The organism is Flavobacterium sp. CFBP9031 (genome assembly GCF_034044945.1).
In the GTDB taxonomy this organism is placed as follows: Bacteria; Bacteroidota; Bacteroidia; order Flavobacteriales; family Flavobacteriaceae; genus Flavobacterium.
Map to the genome: position 1 here is coordinate 251216 of NZ_JAXCWF010000004.1, position 20365 is coordinate 271580.

Annotated in this window: 18 protein-coding genes and 1 tRNA gene; 4 read left to right on the top strand and 15 right to left on the bottom strand. The window is 33.6% G+C overall.

Going from position 1 to position 20365, the window contains the following annotated elements; genetic code table 11:
- Window positions 1–73: 73 nt before the first annotated feature.
- Both SOM12_RS24140 and SOM12_RS08900 read right to left on the bottom strand, forming a co-directional pair.
- Complete coding sequence (locus SOM12_RS24140; protein ID WP_414655671.1) at window positions 74–364, bottom strand: GIY-YIG nuclease family protein; 291 nt, start codon at window positions 362–364, stop codon at window positions 74–76.
- A gap of 16 nt (window positions 365–380) precedes the next feature.
- Window positions 381–455: transfer RNA gene (locus SOM12_RS08900), tRNA-Pro, on the bottom strand.
- Between the two features lie 176 nt (window positions 456–631).
- Between SOM12_RS08900 and trxB the strand changes: the two genes are divergently transcribed.
- Window positions 632–1579 carry a thioredoxin-disulfide reductase gene (gene trxB, locus SOM12_RS08905; RefSeq protein ID WP_095929443.1) on the top strand — a complete coding sequence of 316 codons (948 nt, stop codon included), beginning with the start codon at window positions 632–634 and terminating at the stop codon, window positions 1577–1579.
- A 131-nt stretch (window positions 1580–1710) separates the two neighbouring features.
- On the opposite strand, the gene SOM12_RS08910 is transcribed toward trxB, so the two are convergent.
- The 5 genes from SOM12_RS08910 to SOM12_RS08930 form a co-directional block, all read right to left on the bottom strand.
- The gene (locus tag SOM12_RS08910) at window positions 1711–2571 is read right to left on the bottom strand and encodes a GIN domain-containing protein (RefSeq protein WP_253251799.1); all 861 of its coding nucleotides are present in this window, start codon (window positions 2569–2571) and stop codon (window positions 1711–1713) included.
- 83 nt (window positions 2572–2654) lie between these two features.
- Window positions 2655–3389, bottom strand: a complete 735-nt coding sequence (locus SOM12_RS08915; protein ID WP_320493115.1) for a head GIN domain-containing protein — start codon at window positions 3387–3389, stop codon at window positions 2655–2657.
- A 3-nt stretch (window positions 3390–3392) separates the two neighbouring features.
- Complete coding sequence (locus tag SOM12_RS08920) at window positions 3393–5156, bottom strand: PspC domain-containing protein (RefSeq protein WP_320493116.1); 1764 nt, start codon at window positions 5154–5156, stop codon at window positions 3393–3395.
- A gap of 3 nt (window positions 5157–5159) precedes the next feature.
- Window positions 5160–5492, bottom strand: coding sequence for a PadR family transcriptional regulator (locus SOM12_RS08925; protein WP_008464689.1), 333 nt, complete (start codon window positions 5490–5492; stop codon window positions 5160–5162).
- 125 nt (window positions 5493–5617) lie between these two features.
- Complete coding sequence (locus SOM12_RS08930; protein WP_320493120.1) at window positions 5618–6073, bottom strand: DUF4870 domain-containing protein; 456 nt, start codon at window positions 6071–6073, stop codon at window positions 5618–5620.
- Window positions 6074–6328: 255 nt separating this feature from the next.
- Here SOM12_RS08930 and SOM12_RS08935 point away from each other — a divergent pair, with 255 nt between their 5' ends.
- Window positions 6329–6781, top strand: coding sequence for a DUF4442 domain-containing protein (locus SOM12_RS08935; RefSeq protein WP_320493121.1), 453 nt, complete (start codon window positions 6329–6331; stop codon window positions 6779–6781).
- Window positions 6782–6893: 112 nt separating this feature from the next.
- Here the strand turns inward: SOM12_RS08935 and SOM12_RS08940 are convergent, their stop codons facing one another.
- From SOM12_RS08940 to SOM12_RS08975, 8 genes are all read right to left on the bottom strand, one after another.
- Entirely contained in the window at window positions 6894–7052 is a 159-nt protein-coding gene (locus tag SOM12_RS08940) for a hypothetical protein (protein WP_320493122.1), read from the bottom strand.
- A gap of 84 nt (window positions 7053–7136) precedes the next feature.
- The gene (locus tag SOM12_RS08945; protein ID WP_320493123.1) at window positions 7137–7589 is read right to left on the bottom strand and encodes a hypothetical protein; all 453 of its coding nucleotides are present in this window, start codon (window positions 7587–7589) and stop codon (window positions 7137–7139) included.
- 156 nt (window positions 7590–7745) lie between these two features.
- Window positions 7746–9989, bottom strand: coding sequence for a multicopper oxidase family protein (locus tag SOM12_RS08950; RefSeq protein WP_320493124.1), 2244 nt, complete (start codon window positions 9987–9989; stop codon window positions 7746–7748).
- 3 nt (window positions 9990–9992) lie between these two features.
- Complete coding sequence (locus SOM12_RS08955; protein WP_320493125.1) at window positions 9993–12524, bottom strand: heavy metal translocating P-type ATPase; 2532 nt, start codon at window positions 12522–12524, stop codon at window positions 9993–9995.
- Window positions 12525–12755: 231 nt separating this feature from the next.
- A complete protein-coding gene (locus SOM12_RS08960; protein WP_320493126.1) occupies window positions 12756–13316 on the bottom strand; it encodes an AraC family transcriptional regulator in 561 nt (186 codons plus the stop codon).
- 1 nt (window position 13317) lies between these two features.
- Window positions 13318–13848, bottom strand: a complete 531-nt coding sequence (locus tag SOM12_RS08965) for a DUF3347 domain-containing protein (RefSeq protein ID WP_320493128.1) — start codon at window positions 13846–13848, stop codon at window positions 13318–13320.
- A gap of 98 nt (window positions 13849–13946) precedes the next feature.
- Window positions 13947–14306, bottom strand: coding sequence for a hypothetical protein (locus SOM12_RS08970; RefSeq protein ID WP_253251800.1), 360 nt, complete (start codon window positions 14304–14306; stop codon window positions 13947–13949).
- A gap of 70 nt (window positions 14307–14376) precedes the next feature.
- Window positions 14377–15210, bottom strand: a complete 834-nt coding sequence (locus SOM12_RS08975; RefSeq protein ID WP_095929454.1) for an AraC family transcriptional regulator — start codon at window positions 15208–15210, stop codon at window positions 14377–14379.
- A 103-nt stretch (window positions 15211–15313) separates the two neighbouring features.
- On the opposite strand from SOM12_RS08975, the gene SOM12_RS08980 reads away from it, so the two are divergent.
- Entirely contained in the window at window positions 15314–16480 is a 1167-nt protein-coding gene (locus SOM12_RS08980) for an MFS transporter (protein ID WP_095929455.1), read from the top strand.
- 627 nt (window positions 16481–17107) lie between these two features.
- Window positions 17108–20353 (top strand): TonB-dependent receptor, encoded by a 3246-nt coding sequence (locus SOM12_RS08985; protein ID WP_320493129.1) that lies wholly within the window; start codon window positions 17108–17110, stop codon window positions 20351–20353.
- Window positions 20354–20365 lie beyond the last annotated feature (12 nt).

Consider the following 20365-nt stretch of genomic DNA (forward strand, 5'->3'; position numbering starts at 1 on the left):
GCTTTTGTCGGGGTGGCAGGATTCGAACCTGCGGCCTTCCCGCTTGAAGGCGGGACGCGATAACCGGGCTACGCTACAAATGATATATGAAATCTATGTCTTGTAGGTATCTTTTTGCACCACGTTTTTTTATTTTAGTTTCTAAAATCATCGCTTCAGATCTTGAGTCAAGTTGAATTGTATAAATGATTTTCCAAGGGACGCCGTTTTTTGTAGACAAGGATTGTCCATTATTGTGTCTATTAAGTCTGTCTTCCATATCATTAGTTTGACCAATGTAGAACTTTTCTTTTTTAGCGCTGTAAAGAATATAAACGTAAAACATAAAGTGTAAAATTTTAAGAAAAACAAAAAAGCCGAACATTTCTGTTCGGCTTTTGTCGGGGTGGCAGGATTCGAACCTGCGGCCTCCTGCTCCCAAAGCAGGCGCGATAACCGGGCTACGCTACACCCCGAAGATGTAATTTTGTTGTAGTGCCCGAAAGCGGATGCAAAGATATAAATAAATTTGATTTGTAAAAGAAAAAAATGAAAATAAATAAAACTTATTTCCACATAGCTATTTCAGATTTATTTTAGACGTTATTTTTTATAATAAAGTTTACATTTGCAACTCAAAAATACTATTACTATGTCAAATACAATTGAAAAAATTAAATGCCTTATTATAGGTTCTGGTCCTGCAGGTTATACTGCGGCTATTTATGCGGCTAGAGCTAACATGAATCCAGTATTATATCAAGGAATGCAACCGGGTGGTCAATTGACAACTACTAATGAGGTTGAAAACTTTCCTGGCTATGTTGATGGAGTAACAGGACCTGAAATGATGATTCAGTTACAAGATCAAGCAAAACGTTTTGGTGCAGACATTCGTGACGGATGGGCAACAAAAGTTGATTTTTCTGGAGATATTCATAAAGTTTGGATTAACGATACAATCGAATTACACTGTGAAACTGTAATTATTTCTACAGGTGCTTCGGCTAAATATTTAGGATTGCCATCAGAACAGCACTATTTAAATATGGGAGGTGGAGTTTCTGCTTGTGCAGTTTGTGACGGATTCTTCTACAGAAACCAAGATGTTGTTATTGTTGGAGCAGGAGATTCTGCTTGCGAAGAAGCACATTACTTATCTAAACTTTGTAAAAAAGTAACGATGTTGGTTAGAAGCGAAAAATTTAGAGCTTCTAAAATCATGGAAGAGCGTGTTCGTAAAACTGAAAATATTGAGATTTTAATGAATCATGATACAGTTGAAGTTTTAGGAGACAACAATGTTGTTCATGCTATTAAAGCTTTAAACAAAACAACTGGCGAAACAATCGAAATTCCTGCAACTGGTTTCTTTGTGGCAATTGGTCACAAACCTAATACAGATATTTTTAAAGATTATATCACTCTTGACGAAACTGGTTATATCGTAAATACACCAGGAACATCTAAAACAAATGTAGATGGTGTTTTCGTAGCTGGTGATGCTGCAGATAATGTATACCGTCAGGCAATTACGGCTGCGGGTACAGGTTGTATGGCGGCTTTGGATGCTGAAAGATATTTGGCTTCAAAGGAGTAAGTTAAAAAGTTTCAAGTTTCAGGTTTCAAGTTGTTGGAACTTTGAAATCTTTGTAATAAAAAATCCCAGTCTAAAATTTTTAGACTGGGATTTTTCTTTTTCGGTATATTGATTTTTAAACTTTAAAAAGTTTACAATGTCGTTGTTTTTGCTTTTGTTGCACCTGGCTTTTTAATTAGTTTTGCTTCTTCGCTAAAGCGTGTAAGGTCTATTTTTGGATCGCCATACAATGAAATTTCAGACTTGTCTCCAGCTGCTATTGCAATGGTGGTATCTGCTAAAATAGTAGCAACGGCAGAACCTTCAGCGGTAACATTTGCATCTTTCAAAGTAAATTTTGTTCCTGTAAAAACAGAATTATTGTCTAATCTAATAGTTGCTTTTTCGGCAATGCCTTCAATTGCAGCAGTTGCTTTTTGATACAAATCACATTTGAATTTTACAGCAGAAACCAATGTTTTAACCACGGCATTTTTACTCAATTGTAAATTTCCGTCTTCGGCTTTCAAGTTTAATTCTGTTCTAGATTTATCATCGGCAATTAAAGTAAATCTCTTTGCATTTACATTCAGATACAATTTAGAATAATCAACGCAATTCATCGTAATATCATCTAATTGCAATTCCTGAATAGCATAAACAATAGCTTCATTTTTAGTGATTACTTTATTTAATGATTTAGTATAAGTAACCTTAACAGATAATTTCTTGAATATAGAAGATTCTTTATTGGTATATAATCGAAGTGTTTTTTCTCTTAAATCCATTCCAATGATATCGTGAAGATTGTCATCGGCTTCAATTTTAATTTCGTTTTTTTCTCCTTGTTCCAAATAAACTTCAATATTATCATCGACTTCAAGGGCATCAAAACTTCCAACTTCTTTTATTGAGGTTGTCACAATTTTAGAGCCTTTAATTTTTTCTCTTTTTTGAGCGAAAGTAAGAGTCGTAACACATAATAATAGGAGCAGGGCTGTACTTTTTTTCATTAATTCTAGATTTGATTTTGACAAATATAAAAAAATCATCCACTTTTGATGAATGATTTCGTTTATATTTAACAGTTGCGTTTTTAGCTTTTATTTACGCTTCCTCCAGATGTTGCCGATTTTTCAATTGTTTTTGGAGTACCGCCATAGTTAATATTTCCTCCGCTAGAAGCGTCTGCTTTTAAGCTTAAGATTGGTCGTACAGAAACTGTTCCTCCGCTTGAAGCATCTGCCTGAACGTCATTGGCCATTAATTTTTCGGCATCAATACTTCCTCCGCTAGATACAGAAGTAGTAAGACTTAATGCTTTACCTTCAATATCTATAGATCCGCCACTTCCAGCATCTATTGCGATTCTGTCAGATTCAATTTTAACATCCATCGAAGCTGCACTAGAAGCTTCTAAAGTAATATCGTCACCCTGAACAAGTCCGTCAGTTTCAACAGTCGAAGCACTTGAAGCTTCTATTTTATGCACTACAGGCATTTTTACCGTTACCGTTTTTGATGTAATATTGCGGAAAGAGCTGTATTTGCATTCTATAATAAGTGTTCCGTTTTCTACTTTAGTAACGATTTCTTTTTGAAGATTGTCATCAGCTTCAACGGTAATTTCTGTAACATCAGACTGTACAATAACCAAATCGATAGCATTGCTTACCGAGATGTTTTTAAACTCTCCTTGAACGGTTCTTTTTTCTGTTGTAACATTGCCGCTTCCTTCAATTGCATTCATGTTAAAATTACATGAAGCAAACAATAAAGCAGTTATAGTTATGATTATAAATTTCGTAATATGAATGATTATTTTTATCATGGTTTAGTTAATTTTGATTATTACTCCGTTTTTATCAGTGGTTAGTCTTCCTTTAGTTTTCTTTCCGTTTATAACTTCTTTTCCGTTAATTTTAACCGAAACTTCTCTTACCGTATCATTGGCTTCAATTTGAGCATCATTAATGGCATTATTAACTTCTTCGTTTATATTCTCGTAGTCAGTTTCATCGTTGTCACTATCTTCATCAGCAGGACAGTTTAAACATTTTACTTTAGACCCGATAACTTTGTAATTGTAATCTCCGTTGTAATTTAATTCAAAGAAATTGTCATCTGAATTATAGTAATCTCTTACAGAAGAATCTGGTTTAACTAATTGCCCTTCTGGTAAGTAAAGATAGATGTCAACTTCTTGGCCTCTAAATTTGTTTTTTACATCTGTCAGAAAATAGTTATCCAAAATTAAATGATTTCCGTTAACTTGAAACTTATAATCGATTTTTTCTGCTCTTTTTTTAGCATTTGTAAAAGAGTTTCCTCTTGCACTTTTTTCAATCTGCATAAATGGAGTCGATTCGTCTGTGCGTAATACGTGTATACGTACATCATTAGAATAAATCAGTTCTTTGTTTGCAGAATCTTGTACAAACTCAAATTCTCTATAGTGGTTCAAGCTTTTTGTGTAATAATCATTGTACTTGAACTTAATGTATAAAGTATCGGTAGGTTTGATTGCCAGAACTTTTTTCTCTACTACTTTATTATCGTATGAAATTTCAGTTGCCTGTTTGATTCCGATACTAGTAAGAATTGCGATAGAAATAATCCAAAGAGCTAAAAGAGTGTATTTTGTTATGTTTCCGATTGATTTTAAATTTGGAGATAACAGTTTAAATCCTAAAAGAGTTAAGAAGAAAAACGGTATTCCAACAGCAAAGAACATTAACAATCCGAACGACCAAAGCGGGTATTCTGTAAAGTTTCCAGCTTCAACAAAATTCTGCCAAGGGAAATCAATAAAAATATTAGTTCCTAAAGTAAATACGCCAATCAATAACATGATTAAGGTAGAAATCCCTGAGATAATTAAAATTACGCCTAAAAATTTAGCAAAGATTTTAAAAACCGTCATGACAAAGTCTCCAAATGAACTACTTATTCTCCCAGCTCCCGACTTTACTTGGTTTCCCATTTTGTCATAATCCGCATTTTTGAATTTCTCAGAAAGCGAATCAATTTCTTCTCTAACTTTTTTTTCGATGTTAGAAATGGTTACTGGTTCTCCTGTCATTTCCAATTTTTCAGAAGTTGTAACAGCTTCAGGAGTTACAATCCAAAGAACGAAGTAAGCTAAGATTCCTGTTCCAAAACCTGCAAAAACAAAGATTAAGAATATGATTTTAATCCAAACGGCGTCAATTCCGAAATAATGTCCTAAACCTGTCGCTACACCGCCAATCATACCATTTTCTTTGTCACGATATAATTTTTTGTGTTTTCTTGCGCTGTAGTTATTGAAAGATTGATTTGCATTTTCTTCGTCTTCAATTCTATAATCTTCTGGTTGACCCATTACAGCAATCACTTCGTCAACATCTTTCAGTCCAACAACATGTTTTTCGCTTTTTTGTTTTTCTGTCAACAATTCAGAAACACGCATTTCGATATCTTTAATAATTTCATCTTGTCCAGATGAGTTGTTAAGTGATCGTTTTATAGCGTCAAAGTAGCGTGTCAATTTTAAGTATGCATCTTCATCGATGTGAAAAAACATCCCGCCTAAGTTAATATTTACTGTTTTGTTCATGACTTATTGATTTTGATTGGTGATTAGATTTACAGCGTCGGATAATTCTGTCCAAGTGCCGCTAAGTTCGTTTAAAAATGTTTGTCCTATTTCGGTTAGCCCATAATATTTTCGTGGAGGCCCAGAGGTCGATTCTTCCCAGCGATAATTAAGTAAACCGTCATTTTTTAATCTCGTTAACAACGGGTAAACGGTTCCTTCTACAACTAGTAATTTTGCGTTTTTTAAAGTGTCTAATATTTCAGATGTATATGCGTCTTTTTCTTTTAATACAGATAAGATGCAAAACTCAAGAACACCTTTGCGCATCTGTGCTTTTGTGTTTTCAATGTTCATAATTTCATTTTGTTTTTTTTTGATTGAACAATTCGTTTTTTGATTGATGATGATTTGATTGATGATTGATTTCGAAACTTATTTGATTTGATTGATGTTTCGACTATAACTTTTAATTTTTCGTATTACTTTATAAAAGGAATCGTAATTGGATATTTGTATAATTCTCCGTTTGAAGCTTTTATAGAAGCATAAATCACTAAAAAGAACTCAACAAATTTTAGAACTCCAAAAAGAATAACGGCTGTTATACCTACGCTTAAAATACCAATGTTTGCCTGAAAGTTAAAGTTTCTAATTACAAAATCATCGTCATTAAAAACAGCTTCGATTGGAAGATTCTGCAAGAAAACCGTAATAAAAATCGGTATTGCAATAAGTGCTAAAATCAATGAATAAAGCAAAATGCTTAATTGAAAGTTCAAAGCCTGTTTTCCGTGATGATCTGCAAATTCAGACTTGTCTTTATAATTTGTCCAAATGATTAGTGGAAAAATATAGTTTCCAAACGGAATTATATATTGGGTTAAAGTACTCAAATGAGTAAAGGCTGCTGTATTCTTTTCTGATGTTTTTTCCATGATGAGTGGTGTTGTTGTTTCCATGATTAAAAGTATATAGTAATTTCTTATGCAAATATATGTCTAAAAAACAGTATCTTGTTTTACATAGTACTGATTATTAACAAAAAATTAACAAATCTAAAGCTATGAAATAACGATTAAATTGCTGAAAATCATTTGAAACCCTTGTGTTTATTGGCTTCCTTTTGATATATTAATAATATATTGTGCGTGCATAGTTTTTTTGTATTTTTACATAAAAAAATAAATCACATGGCACTTTCGGTATCAAAACTTAATAAGTTTGTCTTCTTTAAACTTCCTTCAGCATACTTTTGCGGAGTTCGAGTAAAGGATATAAATGAGAATAGCTGTACAGTAACAGTAAAACACAGATGGATCAATCAGAATCCGTTTAATTCTATGTATTTTGCAGTTCAGGCAATGGCAGCCGAGCTGACAACAGGAGCCTTAGTTATTTCGCAGATTCAGCAAAGTGGTAAAAAAATTTCTATGTTAGTAGCCAACAACAAAGGGAACTTCACTAAAAAAGCAACGGGTCGAATTACATTTGTCTGCAAAGACGGACATTTAATTGCCGATGCAATCAAAAAGACAATCGAAACTGGAGAAGGGCAGACATTTTGGATGAAATCGATCGGAACAAACGAAGAAGGTGTTCAAGTTTCTGAAATGGATTTTGAATGGAGTATTCGAGTGAAATAGTTTTTTTGCCACGAATTCACGAATTACGATTTAAGAACTTTGTCAAAGTTTTGCAACACTATAAAAAAAGGCCTCAATTATTTGAGGCCTTTTTTGTTGAAATCAATTTCAATTATTTTTTAACACAGCAAGATTTTGTGTCTTTTTTGTCTGTTATCTTTTTACAGCAAGATTCTTTTTTGGTTTTGTCTTTTGTTGCTGGTTTTGTGTCCTGAGCCATTACGCCAATAGAAAAGAAAGCAACTGTTACTACGGTGATTACTTTTGTCATTTTGTTTAAATGTTTTTTGTGTTAGAGATTATAATTGGTAAATCAAATATAATTCGAATTCTTATAGCTGATTCTTACAAATTGTTAATGTTTTTGTAAAACTGAAGTATTACTAATCAATAAATCATCATCAATTTTTATTGTTATTGAGGTTTTAAAAAAAACTCCTTTTTGGTTTTCGAATAGTAAATCTTTTATTTCATTAGGTGATTTGTAAATAATTTTAGCTTCTTTATTTTCGATTTCAATACTTTTTATGGATTTAGAAATTTCATTTATCCTATAATCGCTCAAAAAACCTCTTGCAAAAGGAATTTCAGCTTTGTTTTCTTTGTTTCCGTTTGATTTCAAATCTAGAATAATTGAATCTCCTTTTCTTAATTCATCTAAATATGAATTCTCAATATTTGAATTTAGAACTATCTTTATATTAGTATTACTATCAAGATTGTTTATGAAATCAATTCTATGAATAGGGTCACAACTTGTTAGGAACAAAGCTATAAGAACTAATAATAGAATTTTAATGTTTTTCATATTCGAAATAAGATTTAATTTAAAGTGAATTTTTGATGATTTTGGTCATTTCAAAATTAATGCCATTATATAATCCATGCTTTTTTAAATTGTAATAAATCAGTTTGCGCACAATTTTAATATGAACTTATATCACTTATATGGTTCAAAAAGCAATCAATAATTCAAATTAACCCCAAATCCAACTCCCATATCACTATCATAGTGCGTTGTAATTCCGAAGTTTCTGGCAACGATATATTTCAATCCCGCCATATATTCTTTATCAGTATTCCACATTAAATTCATTCGAAGTCTTTGCGAAAGCGGAATATCTTTTCGTTCAAATTGTAAACGAACATTTCCGTCTGTATACACCTCAACTTGTGCTTTTATGAGCATTGGTAAAGTATATTCGACACCGGCACTAAAAACCGAACGATTGTCTTTGGTGTTTTTTTGACCAAAAAGATTTTGTTCCTGTTCGTCCATTCCCATTTTTCGATAACGCCAGTCAAAACCAATGAATGGCATTAACCATTGATTTTTTCCGATATATCTTCCAATGTGTGTTTCGGTTTCGTAACCATGTTTATCGTTATAACCCAATCTCCATTCCGTTCCGATACTCCAACGTGTGTTGCTGAACATGGCTTCACCATCATTTCCGTTGGTTGCAAAATCATTTTCAGCCATAAAATGAAACATACGGTCATCCATTTTCAACATTTTAAAAGCCATTTCTGGATGATGAATCAACGGATTTGGCGCTGAATTTTCATAACTAAAAATCCTTCCCATTCCGGCCATCATGTGGTATAAAATATGACAATGAAAAAACCAGTCGCCATCAGCATTTGCCTGAAATTCGATGGTATCGGTTTCCATTGGCATAATATCAATGACATTTTTCAGTGGAGAATAATCGCCATGTTCGTTCAGAATTCTAAAATCATGTCCATGTAAGTGCATCGGGTGGCGCATCATCGAACCATTATATAAAACAATACGAACGTTTTCTCCTTTTTTAATTAAAATCTTATCAGTTTCAGAAACTACTTTATTGTCCAGACTCCAAACATAACGATTCATATTTCCAGAAAGCGTAAAACGCAATTCTTTTACAGGCGCATCTTTCGGAAGATTGGTTTTAAAAGGAGATTTCAGCATTCCGTAATTCAAAGTCACAATTTCTGAAGTTTCAGTACTATCGCTTTCCATTTTCATGCCTTCCATATTATGATTTGAATGATCCATAGCAGGTTTTGCATTCTCATCTTCACCCGAAATTTCAGGATACATTACGGCATTCATGTCCATTTTGTTCAAAGACATATTCATGCCCATGTCGTTCATGTCGCCGTTCATTTTCATCATATCGTTCATCATTTTCATGCCTTCAAAATATTTTAGTTTTGAAAGATGATGAACAGGCTGTTTTTCTCCATTTCCTAAAAATAAAGATGCTGATCCCGTTCTGTCTTCGGCTGTAGCCAAAAAAGCAAAAGATTTATTATTTTCTGGAATTGTCACTACAACATCGTAAGTTTCAGAAACCGCAATAATCAAACGATCGACTTCTACAGGTTCAACATCATTTCCGTCACTAGCTACAACGGTGATTTTTCCTCCACCATAAGTCAGCCAGAAATAACTGGAAGCGCCTCCGTTTGCAATTCGCAATCGGACTTTTGAACCTGGTTTAAGATCAGAAAACTGTTGTTCATTTTGACCATTAATGAGAAACTTTTCATAATATACATCGCTGACATCCATCGCGTTCATTCTTTTCCATTCGTTGGTCACTTTGGTAGAAAAATGTCCTTGTTTTACAGCTTCGGCATAACTTTGCGTTGTTCCTTTTTTAATTGCGAACCAATCGTTGGCATTGTGCAGCATTCGCTGAATATTCTCTGGTTTCAAATCCGACCATTCGCTTAAAATAACTGGGATTGTCGGTAAATCGTCAATTCCCTTTCTGATCGTTGAATCGTCTTTTTTCTTATTGATGATAAAAAGGCCGTATAAACCAATTTGTTCCTGTAAACCAGAATGACTGTGATACCAATACGTTCCGTTCTGAATAATCGGAAAGGTATATTTATGAGTAGTTCTAGGTTCAATCGGCATTTGAGTTAAATACGGAACGCCATCTTCTTTATTAGGTAAAAACAATCCGTGCCAATGCATCGAAGTTGTTTCCTTTTTTAATTCGTTATGTACGTAAATTTCTGCAATATCCCCTTCGGTAAAAGTTAGAGTCGGCATCGGAATTTGTCCATTTACTGCAATCGCTCGTTTTTCTTTACCCGAAAAATTGACAATGGTATCACGAACATGCAAATCATAACGCACTACTTTTTGAGCCCTTAGCTGAAAAGCGATTAAAGAAAGTATTAGGATATATTTGATATTAATCATAAATTATAATTTTAGATTTCTCAATCGTAAAGCGTTTACAATTACTGAGACTGAACTCAAACTCATGGCAACAGCAGCCAACATCGGCGAAAGTAAGATCTCTAAAAACGGATATAAAATCCCCGCTGCAATTGGCACGCCTAAAGTATTGTAGATAAAAGCAAAAAATAAATTCTGTTTGATATTTGACATTACGGCATGGCTGAGGTTTTTAGCTTTTACGATTCCGTTTAAATCGCCTTTTACCAAAGTAATTTTAGCACTTTCTATCGCAACATCAGTTCCTGTTCCCATTGCAATTCCGATATTCGATTGCGCTAAAGCTGGCGCATCATTAATTCCATCTCCCGCCATGGCTACAATTTTTCCTTGTGCTTGAAGACGTTCGATTTCTTTTAGTTTATCTTCTGGAAGACAATCTGCTTTAAAGGAACTCAGATGCAAATGTTCAGCAACAGCTTTTGCGGTATTATGATTATCGCCCGTCATCATGATAACCTCAACACCTTGAGCGATTAATTCTTTAATGGCTTTTGCACTGTTTTCTTTGATAGCATCAGTAATGGCAACATAGCCTAAAACAATAGTGTCAATTGCGATATATGAAATAGTTTTTCCTAAATTTTGTTCGGCAATAACTTTTTGTTCTAAATCATCAGAAACAGAAGCGCCTATTTCTTCCATTAATTTTTTATTTCCTAGAGCAACTTTTTTGCTTTCAATGTTTCCTAAAACACCTTTTCCAGCTATGGTTTCAAAACCTTGAACTTCTTTAAATTTAGTGTTTTTTGCTTTCGCGAAATTGACTACAGCTTGCGCCAAAGGATGTTCGCTATGCTGATTTAAAGAGGCAATGTTTTGAAGCAGAAAATCTTCCTCATTATTAATTGAATATATTTTTTCTACAGATGGTTTTCCTTCGGTAATTGTTCCTGTTTTATCGGTTATCAAAACATCAATTTTATTCATGTTTTCTAATGCTTCGGCATTTTTAATCAGGATTCCGTTTTGAGCGCCTTTTCCCACTCCAACCATTACAGACATTGGCGTTGCTAATCCGAGTGCGCAAGGGCAAGCAATAATTAAAACGGCAATCGCATTAATTAATCCGTAAACGTAAGCGGGTTCTGGACCAAATTTTGCCCAAAGAAAGAATGTTAAAATCGAAATGATCACAACTGTCGGCACAAAATATTTAGAAACGCGATCGGCTAATTTCTGAATTGGAGCGCGAGATCTGCTGGCATCATTTACCATTTGAATAATTTGCGATAACATGGTTTCTGATCCTACTTTTTCAGCAATCATCACAAATGATTTGGTACCGTTTATAGTCCCGGAAATGACGGCATCGTCCATTTTTTTATCAACCGGAATTGGTTCTCCCGTAATCATAGATTCGTCGATGCTGCTTTCGCCAGAAGTTATTTTTCCGTCAACCGGAATTTTCTCTCCTGGTTTTACACGAAGTAAATCGCCTTTTTTAATAGTATGAATAGAGATTACTTTATCTACTCCGTTTTCAACTAAAGTCGCTTCAGTTGGCGCTAATTTTAATAATTCTTTTATGGCTCCGTTTGTTTGTCCATGAGCTTTGGCTTCCAATAATTGTCCTAATAAAACTAAAGTGATAATTACGGTCGCAGCTTCAAAATACAAATGAATTGTTTCGTGATGTGATTTGAATTCCGATGGAAAAATATCTGGGAAAAACATTCCGACAATACTAAATAGGAACGCAACACTGGTTCCTATTCCAATTAAAGTAAACATATTTAAATTCCAAGTCACAATAGATTTGTAAGCGCGAACGAAAAACATCCATCCTGCATAAAACAAAACGGGAATAGAGAATAAAAGCTGAACCCAATTCCACTTTTCGATAGACATTATATTATAGAGTGGATTATTCGGAATCATTTCTGACATTGAGATAATGAAAATAGGAAGTGTAAACAAAATCGCAATTTTCATCTTCTTCAATAAATCAGAATAGGTTTTGTTTTCTTCACTTTCTGAAGCTTGCATTGGAACTAAATCCATTCCGCAGATCGGACAATCGCCAGGTTCGTTTGAAATGATTTCTGGATGCATTGGACAAGTAAATTGCGTTGCAGTTATGGCAATTTGCGGAACTAAATCCATTCCGCAGACTGGGCAATCTCCGGGTTTATTGTATGTTTTGTCGCCTTCGCAATGCATGGGGCAGTAATAAACGCCATTTGCACTGTGCTGATGTATTTTTTTAGTTTCTGTTTTATGATGATCGTGGTTCTCTTTTTTATGGACAGAACAGCAAGATTTAGCAGCTTCGCCATGATTTTTAGGAGAATCCATTTCGATAGTATAATTTCCTGCAGCAGACAAAACTTCTTGAAATTTTTCTGTTGGAACATGTTTGTCCATTGTAATCGTAGCCGTTGGCGGATTCAAGGTTACTTCTGCCTGAACGCCTTCTACTTCGTTTAGAGTTTTTTCAACTTTGGTTCGGCATCCGTTGCAAGACATTCCTGAAATTATATATTGATGAGTCATTTTATTGGTTTTTAAGTATTACAATGCAAATTTCCGAAGTATCTGTGAGTTCGGTTTGTACAATTTTGGGAATGATTTGTAAGATTTACAAAATTTTATTTAACCGCAAAGGACGCAAGGATTTTTTGCTATGCAGGGTTTTATATAAAAACGCAAAGTTCGCAAAGCTTTGTCTTAAAACATCTTTGCGAACCTTGTGTAAATTCTTTGCGTCCTTTGCGGTTAAATCAACTATATATTCTCGATCTGAATACGCATTTTATCTTTTGATTGTTTGAACGAAGTAGGGGTAAAGCCGGTAATTTTCTTGAATTGATTGCTCAAATGTGCCACATTGCTGTAGTTGAGAATATCTGCAATTTCGCTTAACGAAAGCTCATTATAAATCAATAATTCTTTTACTTTTTCAATTTTCTGACTGATGAAATACTTTTCAATCGTGGTATTTTCAATTTCGGAAAATAAGTTGCTTAACGAATTATAATCCTGATTTAAGTTTTCTGCCAAATAATCAGATAAGTTAATTTTAAGTTCGTTGTTTTTATGATGCACTAAATCGACAATCAGATTTTTTATTCTTTCGACGGTTTTTGTTTTTTTATCGTCAATTAAATCAAAACCTAAAACTTGAAGGTTTTCTAATAGAACTTCTTTTTGCTCGTCGCTGATTTCTTTTTCCAGTTCGACTTCACCCAATTCAACAGAAATAGTAGGAAGTCCGAGTTTTTCGAACTCAGACTTCACTACCATTTTGCATCGGCTGCACACCATATTTTTGATGTAAAGCTTCATATTATTTAATCGTTTCTACCACATTTCCACAAGTCAACATAGAAGAACCGTAATACGGATTTTTAACTGCTTTTTCTTTGCTCAACCAATCAGCATCTGCCATTGGGCAATATTGTTTGTAGATTGGCTGTTCTGGACTTGAAACTTTTATTAAATCATAAGTGTTTTTAGATAAAGATTTAAAAGTCTCGCGTTGTTTTTTAAGATCTGTTGTTGTTGAAATACTTTTAGCATCGGCAGTTAGTTTTTTAACCACTTTCATCCAAACCGTATGTTCGTTGCTTTTTAGTTTGTCCATTTTTACCGCAGTAATCGCTGTCAGTAAGTCTTTGGCTTTCGCCGAAGTCAATTTGCTGTCACTTTTAATAAGTGCATCTTTTACAGTAAAATAAGCATCATAAACAGATTGAAGCTGACTCGCATCAACGATTTCTGTTGTTCCCGATTCTAATTTTGTTGTATTTGCCTGAATGTTATTTGCACTTAATAATACGGTAAGTACTGTTGCTAAAGCTATGATTGATTTTTTCATTGTATATAATATTTAGGTAAAGGATTTTATTTCCTTTAAAATTAATTAAAAATTTCGTTTTAAAAAAGACCCAATATGGGCTGTCATAAATACGATAATTATATTTTCGGCTTCAGCCAAATAGAAGTAAATCCAGAAGAAATTGTAGAATTACTGTAAGATGAAATAGTGTTTTTTAAAGAAAAATTGAAAACATCATTTTGTAACTCAAGATCATTTGAAGTTAAAATAACAAATTGCAATGCAGAAGTTGTACAGCCAGAATGACGACATTTTCCGTCACAATTGTGTTTTTCCTTTTTTGAAGTTTTCTTTTCGCAGCATTTTTTAGAACAGCTGTTTTCTTCTTTAGAAGCAATTTCTTTATGATGCACCATATTGCATGCGTAGGTATAACTCGGATTCAAAAAGAAACTGAGTGTTATAAAAAGCAGCATTATATGGATTTTCTTTTTCAAAGAAATTGTTTTTAGAAGTACAAATTTAGTTAAAAATGTGTGCAGAAATTACTTTTTAAGATTTCAATAACTACAGTTTCTTAAAATCGGTTGGTTTCATGTTTTTTCGCTTTTTGAAATAATTCGTCAAATGACTTTCATCTGTAAAACCAAATTCGTAGGCAATCTGTTTAATTGGCAATTGATTGTTATGAAATCTTTTTTCGATTAAAGTCGTTCTTAAATTATGAATGTATTCGCGATAACTGATGCTGAAAGTTCTTTTGAAATAAGCACTAAAATAGGTTTGAGCAATATTAAAATGATCTGCAATCACTTTTACCTGAACCAGTTTGGGCTGATAAATATTCTGATGAATGTAATTCGCAATTTGTTCGCTATCCAAATGAGTCGATTTCATCTGTAAATTCATGCCTCGAATTGTTTCTTTAATTAAACCAAAGAGAGAAAGAATTTGATAGAAAACAATGGGAGATGAGGTAACATCTATATAATGTCCGTAGGTTACAATGTTTTCAACCGTGTTTTTTAAAATCGTTTTGCAAGGTTCGTCAAACTTCAAAACCGTTTCTTTTAGGATCTTATCACGCATGAAGCTTTCGGGAGTATTTACTAAAAATTCATCGCAAGTAAGATTCTGTTTGGAGTTGAAATAATTATCTGTGAATTTGATAAAAATGAATCGGGTACTTTTCTTTATATCAAAATAATGTTCGTCGTCTGGCGAAATAACAAATAGATCTCCAGCCTTATACGGAAGCAGATTGTTATTGAGGTGATGAATTCCGCTTCCTTTCTTTATATAGATGATTTCATAATACGTATGCGTATGCGGAGGGAGATGAAACTTCTCTTCTTCAAATTCATCAAGAACAAGCGTTTTAAACTGATTTAATTTAGGCATAACTTAAATATACAATTTTATGTCACAAATTTACAATTTTTTTTAAGGCTAACGGTGTTAATTTTGCCTCGTAGAAATCTATTCCTTTCTACAATAAATCAAAATGAAAAAAAGTCTTATTGCGCTCTCTTTAGGAGGGTTAACTATTGGTATTACAGAATTTGTAATGATGGGATTGCTCCCAGATATTGCTTCAGATATGAAAGTTTCAATCCCAGTTGCCGGATATTTAATTTCATCTTATGCACTTGGAGTTGTTATTGGAGCGCCTTTGTTAGTAATCGCAGGAAGAAATTATGCACCTAAAAAAATGCTTTTAATTTTAGCTTTAATGTTGGCCGTTTTTAACGCATTGTCAATTATTGCTCCCGATTATAATATTTTATTTGCATCTAGATTTTTATCTGGATTGCCGCATGGAGCATTCTTTGGAGTGGGAGCGGTAGTCGCAAGCCGTTTGGCAGATAAAGGAAAAGAAGCGCAGGCAATCTCTATAATGTTTGCTGGTTTAACTATTGCCAACTTAATAGGTGTGCCAATTGGAACTTATATAGGTCATCATTTTATTTGGCGTTATACTTTCGTATTAATTGCTATTGTTGGATTATTGACTTTCTTGGCCATTTATCTATGGATGCCAAATCTTGAAAAAGGAGAAAGTGTAAATATGAAAACACAACTTCAGTTCTTTAAGAAGACAGAAGCTTGGTTGATTATCGGAATTACCGCAATTGGTTTTGGTGGGCTTTTTGCCTGGATCAGTTATATTGCTCCTTTATTAATTAATGTGTCTAAATTTTCACCAGAAGATGTTTCTTCTATCTTGATTTTAGCAGGACTAGGAATGGTAGTGGGGAATTTTGTTGGAGGTAAATTGGCAGATCGTTTTTCGCCAGCGCCAACGACATTAGCTTTATTATTAGTAATGTCTTTAGATTTAATTCTAGTTTACTTTTTCTCATTCAATCAATATGTATCGCTGTTTCTTACTTTTTTGACCGGAGCTATTTCATTCTCGGTTATTGCGCCAATTCAAATGCTTATGATTCGTACAGCAAAAGGAGCAGAAATGATTGCTTCGGCATCACTTCAAGGGAGTTTTAATATTGGTAATGCTTTAGGTGCTTTCCTTGGCGGATTACCTTTGGCTGCGGGTTTCAGTTATTCGTCTCCAAACCTTATTGGAGTTGTGATGTCGGTAATCGGAATGATTATTACATTCATATTGATGAGGTTACATCAAAAACAAGTTCAGATGCAGCCTGCATAAACTTTAATATATTATCTTTTTAAGCCCTTAACGTTTGTTTAAGGGCTTTTTTTGTGCTTTTAAAAAAGTAAACTTATAGTCAAAATTACTTTTTCCTTCAACTTGCCGACTTCATTTATAGGTAAAATCATTGTAAATTTTAAAATATAAATAAAATCTCTCTAATTTTTTTAGCTTGATTTTAACTTTTTAAGTGTAAAATTAACACCTAATAATTTCGTAATAGTTATTCATGTAATCGATTGTTTTTTTTATAAAAATCGAATCAAATGCGCGAATAATAAAAATATATTTAATATTTTATATCGAGATAAATTATATATGTCATAGAAAAAACCAATATATTTTTTAATATCTAATTTTTTTTATGAAATTTTTGGGAAATATTATTTTTCGTTTAAAAAAAATATCTATGTTTGTGTAATCGATTACAACTTTGTTTTTAATCTTCGAAATCGATTAAGTTATAGGATGGAAAACAGAGCAGGAATAAAGCTTTGGGGGAGGAGTAAATAAATTACTGTTAAATAAAAACCACAAATATTAACTATAAAATGAATTGAAAGTAACCACAAAAAACCACTTAAACCAAAAAGAAAAAACTTTTAATAACTTAAACAATCAACCATGAACTTTAAAGAACTATTAAACAAAGGAGCAAATTTTTGCTTTAAACTTGTTTTCTTACTGTGCTTATTGATCGGTAGTCAAGTACACGCGCAGGGCACAACGATAGAGGGAACCGTGAAGGATGCTGCGGGACTTTCTCTTCCTGGGGTAAACGTCTTAGAAAAAGGAACTAAGAACGGAACTTCTACCGATTTTGACGGGCATTACAAAATAAAACTAACCAATCCGAAAGCAGTATTGAGTTTTTCTTTTATAGGATTCAAAAACATTGACATTTCTGCCGAGGGAAAAACGAAGGTTAACGCAACGATGTCTGAAGATTCTAACAACTTAAATGAAGTTGTTGTAATCGGATACGGAACTGCTAAGAAATCTGATTTAACCGGTGCAGTTTCTACTATTTCAGGTGCTGATTTGAAAAAAGTACCGGTGGCCAATGTCGCTGAAGCTTTAACGGGTAGAATTGCCGGTGTGCAGGTAACTGCCGCAGAGGGTTCTCCAGATGCTGATATTAAAATTAGAGTTCGTGGAGGAGGTTCACTTACTCAAGACGCTTCGCCTTTAATTATTGTGGATGGATTTCCAATCAATAATATGAATGATATTTCTTCATCTGATATTGAAACAATGACAGTTTTAAAAGATGCTGCTTCAACTGCAATCTACGGATCACGTGGTGCAAATGGAGTAATTCTTATTACAACAAAAAGCGGAAAAGATGGAAAAATGGCCGTAAACTTTAATATGTTTTACGGTATGAAAAAGATGGCGAATAAAATTGATGTTTTATCTCCAGAGGATTATACGAAATGGCAATATGAATATGCTTTGCTTTCGCAAAGTGGAACTAAAGTAGCTTCTAATCCAGATAGCTATACAAAGTATTTTGGAAATTGGCAAGATCACGATCTGTACCAAGGTCTTAAAGGTGATGATTGGCAAGAGCAAATTTTTGGACACACAGGTGAAGTTCAAAGCCGTGATTTAGGAATTAGAGGAGGAACGGATAAGCTTAATTATAACTTTAATTATGCTCATTACGATGAAAAAGCTATCATGGTAGGCTCAAACTACAAAAGAAATAACTTAGCATTAGCTTTAAAAAGCAAATTAAGCAATAAGATAGATGTTGGTTTTACAGTGCGTTATTCAGATACTGAAATTGACGGTGGTGGTGTAAATGAGCAAAATGAGAAATCTTCATCAGATTCACGTATGCGTACTATTGTGGGGTATGCACCACTTCCAGTTGCAGGTTTAACTTCAGAAGATGTGAATGGGGATGGGACAGATATGTTGATAAATCCTTTTACTTCTATTTCGGATAATAATCGTCAGCAGTTTCGTAAAAACTTTAATATGTTAGGAAGTTTTGGATGGGAAATTGTAGATAATTTAAAATTGAAAGTAGATTTAGGTCTGGATAATTTTAATAATCAAGATTATCGTTTTTACGGTCTTACTACTTATTATGTGGCTAATGCGCCGTTGGCTACGTTACAGAATATGCCTGCAATGATTATGTCAGATAGTAAGGAGAGACGTTTCAGAAATGCTAATACGTTGAATTATGATTTCAAAAAAATAATGGGAGAAGATCATCATTTGACGGCTCTTGTTGGAGAAGAAAGCATTAATTATACAACAAATACGCTTACATCGACAATTCATGGATATCCTACTTTTTTTGATTTTGAAAAAGCAAAAACATTAACAACACAAGGAACTCCACAATCAGTAGATAATTACTACAGCCCTGATGATAGATTATTATCTTTCTTCGGACGTGCAAATTACGATTACAAAAACCGTTATATTTTCACAGCTACATTTCGTGCAGATGGATCTAGTAAATTCCAAGAGCAAAATCGTTGGGGATATTTTCCAGCATTTGCTGCAGGATGGAAACTTTCTGAAGAGAATTTCTTGAAAAATAAAAGCTGGTTAAGTCTTTTAAAATTAAGAGCAAGTTATGGAGAAGCAGGAAACAATAATATTCCTGTTGGACAGCAAGTACAAATTTTCCAATCTACAGCAACTACCTGGATTAACGGTGTTACTAGTGTTTGGGCGCCTTCTAAAACAATGCCTAACCCAGATTTGAAATGGGAAACAACAGTGACTCAGAACTTTGGTTTAGATTTCGCGTTTTTCAAAAATCGCTTAAGTGGTAATTTTGATGTTTATAAAAATGTTACAAGTGACTTATTAATCAATTTTCCAGTTTCAGGAGTTGGATATGATTTCCAATATCGTAACATGGGAGAAACGCAAAATACAGGTTTTGAGGCTACTATAAATGTTGTTGCGATTGAAAAAGCAAAATACGGATTGAACTTTTCATTCAATATGGGAATAAACAAAAATCGTATTAACTCGTTAGGGGTTATGAGTGATTTTGGACAAGCAACAGGATGGGCTTCTTCACAAATTGGAGATGATTATTTAGTGGCAGTGGGTTCTTCTTTAGGTAGTATGTATGGCTATAGAAATGATGGTAGATATGAAGTTTCTGACTTTGATTTTGTTGGAGGAAAATATGTTTTGAAAAGCGGAGTGGTTAATACTTCTACTTCTCTAGTAGGAGACGGAAGCGGTCTTAAGCCTGGAGATATGAAATTAAAAGACATTAATGGAGATGGTAAAGTAGATGTAAATGATAAAACCGTTATTGGTAATGTTAACCCTAAAAGCACAGGAGGTTTTGTGATTAATGGAAATGCTTATGGTTTCGATTTAATGGCAGCTTTTAACTGGAGTATTGGTAATGAGGTATACAATGCCGATAAAATTGAATTTTCTACAGCTACGGCTTCAGGAAGATATAAAAATTTAAATTCTACTATGGCTGATGGACAAAGATGGACTAATTTAGATCCAGCAACAGGACAATTAGTAACAGATAATCCTGAAGCGTTAGCAGCTCTTAATGCTAATACAACGATGTGGTCTCCTTATATGAGATCGGCTATTTTTACTGATTGGGCAGTTGAAGATGCATCTTTTTTAAGATTGAATACTTTAACATTAGGGTATACTACACCTGAAATGTTTACATCTAAACTAGGAATTTCAAAATTGAGATTTTATTTAACGGCTAGCAATGTTTTTGTTTGGACTGACTTTAGTGGTTCTGACCCTGAAGTTTCAACAAAAAGAAAAAATCCACTTACACCAGGGGTAGATTCAAGTCCTTATCCAAGAAGCAGACAGATGATTTTTGGAATGAATCTTAATTTCTAATTTTAAACGATC

Coding starts and splice junctions, on each gene's coding strand:
- SOM12_RS08925 (WP_008464689.1), bottom strand. CDS start 5,492: ATGAACATTGAAAACACAAAAGCACAGATGCGCAAAGGTGTTCTTGAG.
- SOM12_RS08950 (WP_320493124.1), bottom strand. CDS start 9,989: ATGATTAATATCAAATATATCCTAATACTTTCTTTAATCGCTTTTCAG.
- SOM12_RS08955 (WP_320493125.1), bottom strand. CDS start 12,524: ATGACTCATCAATATATAATTTCAGGAATGTCTTGCAACGGATGCCGA.
- SOM12_RS08945 (WP_320493123.1), bottom strand. CDS start 7,589: ATGAAAAACATTAAAATTCTATTATTAGTTCTTATAGCTTTGTTCCTA.
- SOM12_RS24140 (WP_414655671.1), bottom strand. CDS start 364: ATGTTCGGCTTTTTTGTTTTTCTTAAAATTTTACACTTTATGTTTTAC.
- SOM12_RS08940 (WP_320493122.1), bottom strand. CDS start 7,052: ATGACAAAAGTAATCACCGTAGTAACAGTTGCTTTCTTTTCTATTGGC.
- SOM12_RS08980 (WP_095929455.1), top strand. CDS start 15,314: ATGAAAAAAAGTCTTATTGCGCTCTCTTTAGGAGGGTTAACTATTGGT.
- SOM12_RS08920 (WP_320493116.1), bottom strand. CDS start 5,156: ATGAACAAAACAGTAAATATTAACTTAGGCGGGATGTTTTTTCACATC.
- SOM12_RS08965 (WP_320493128.1), bottom strand. CDS start 13,848: ATGAAAAAATCAATCATAGCTTTAGCAACAGTACTTACCGTATTATTA.
- SOM12_RS08915 (WP_320493115.1), bottom strand. CDS start 3,389: ATGATAAAAATAATCATTCATATTACGAAATTTATAATCATAACTATA.
- SOM12_RS08975 (WP_095929454.1), bottom strand. CDS start 15,210: ATGCCTAAATTAAATCAGTTTAAAACGCTTGTTCTTGATGAATTTGAA.
- SOM12_RS08935 (WP_320493121.1), top strand. CDS start 6,329: ATGGCACTTTCGGTATCAAAACTTAATAAGTTTGTCTTCTTTAAACTT.
- trxB (WP_095929443.1), top strand. CDS start 632: ATGTCAAATACAATTGAAAAAATTAAATGCCTTATTATAGGTTCTGGT.
- SOM12_RS08910 (WP_253251799.1), bottom strand. CDS start 2,571: ATGAAAAAAAGTACAGCCCTGCTCCTATTATTATGTGTTACGACTCTT.
- SOM12_RS08985 (WP_320493129.1), top strand. CDS start 17,108: ATGAACTTTAAAGAACTATTAAACAAAGGAGCAAATTTTTGCTTTAAA.
- SOM12_RS08930 (WP_320493120.1), bottom strand. CDS start 6,073: ATGGAAAAAACATCAGAAAAGAATACAGCAGCCTTTACTCATTTGAGT.
- SOM12_RS08960 (WP_320493126.1), bottom strand. CDS start 13,316: ATGAAGCTTTACATCAAAAATATGGTGTGCAGCCGATGCAAAATGGTA.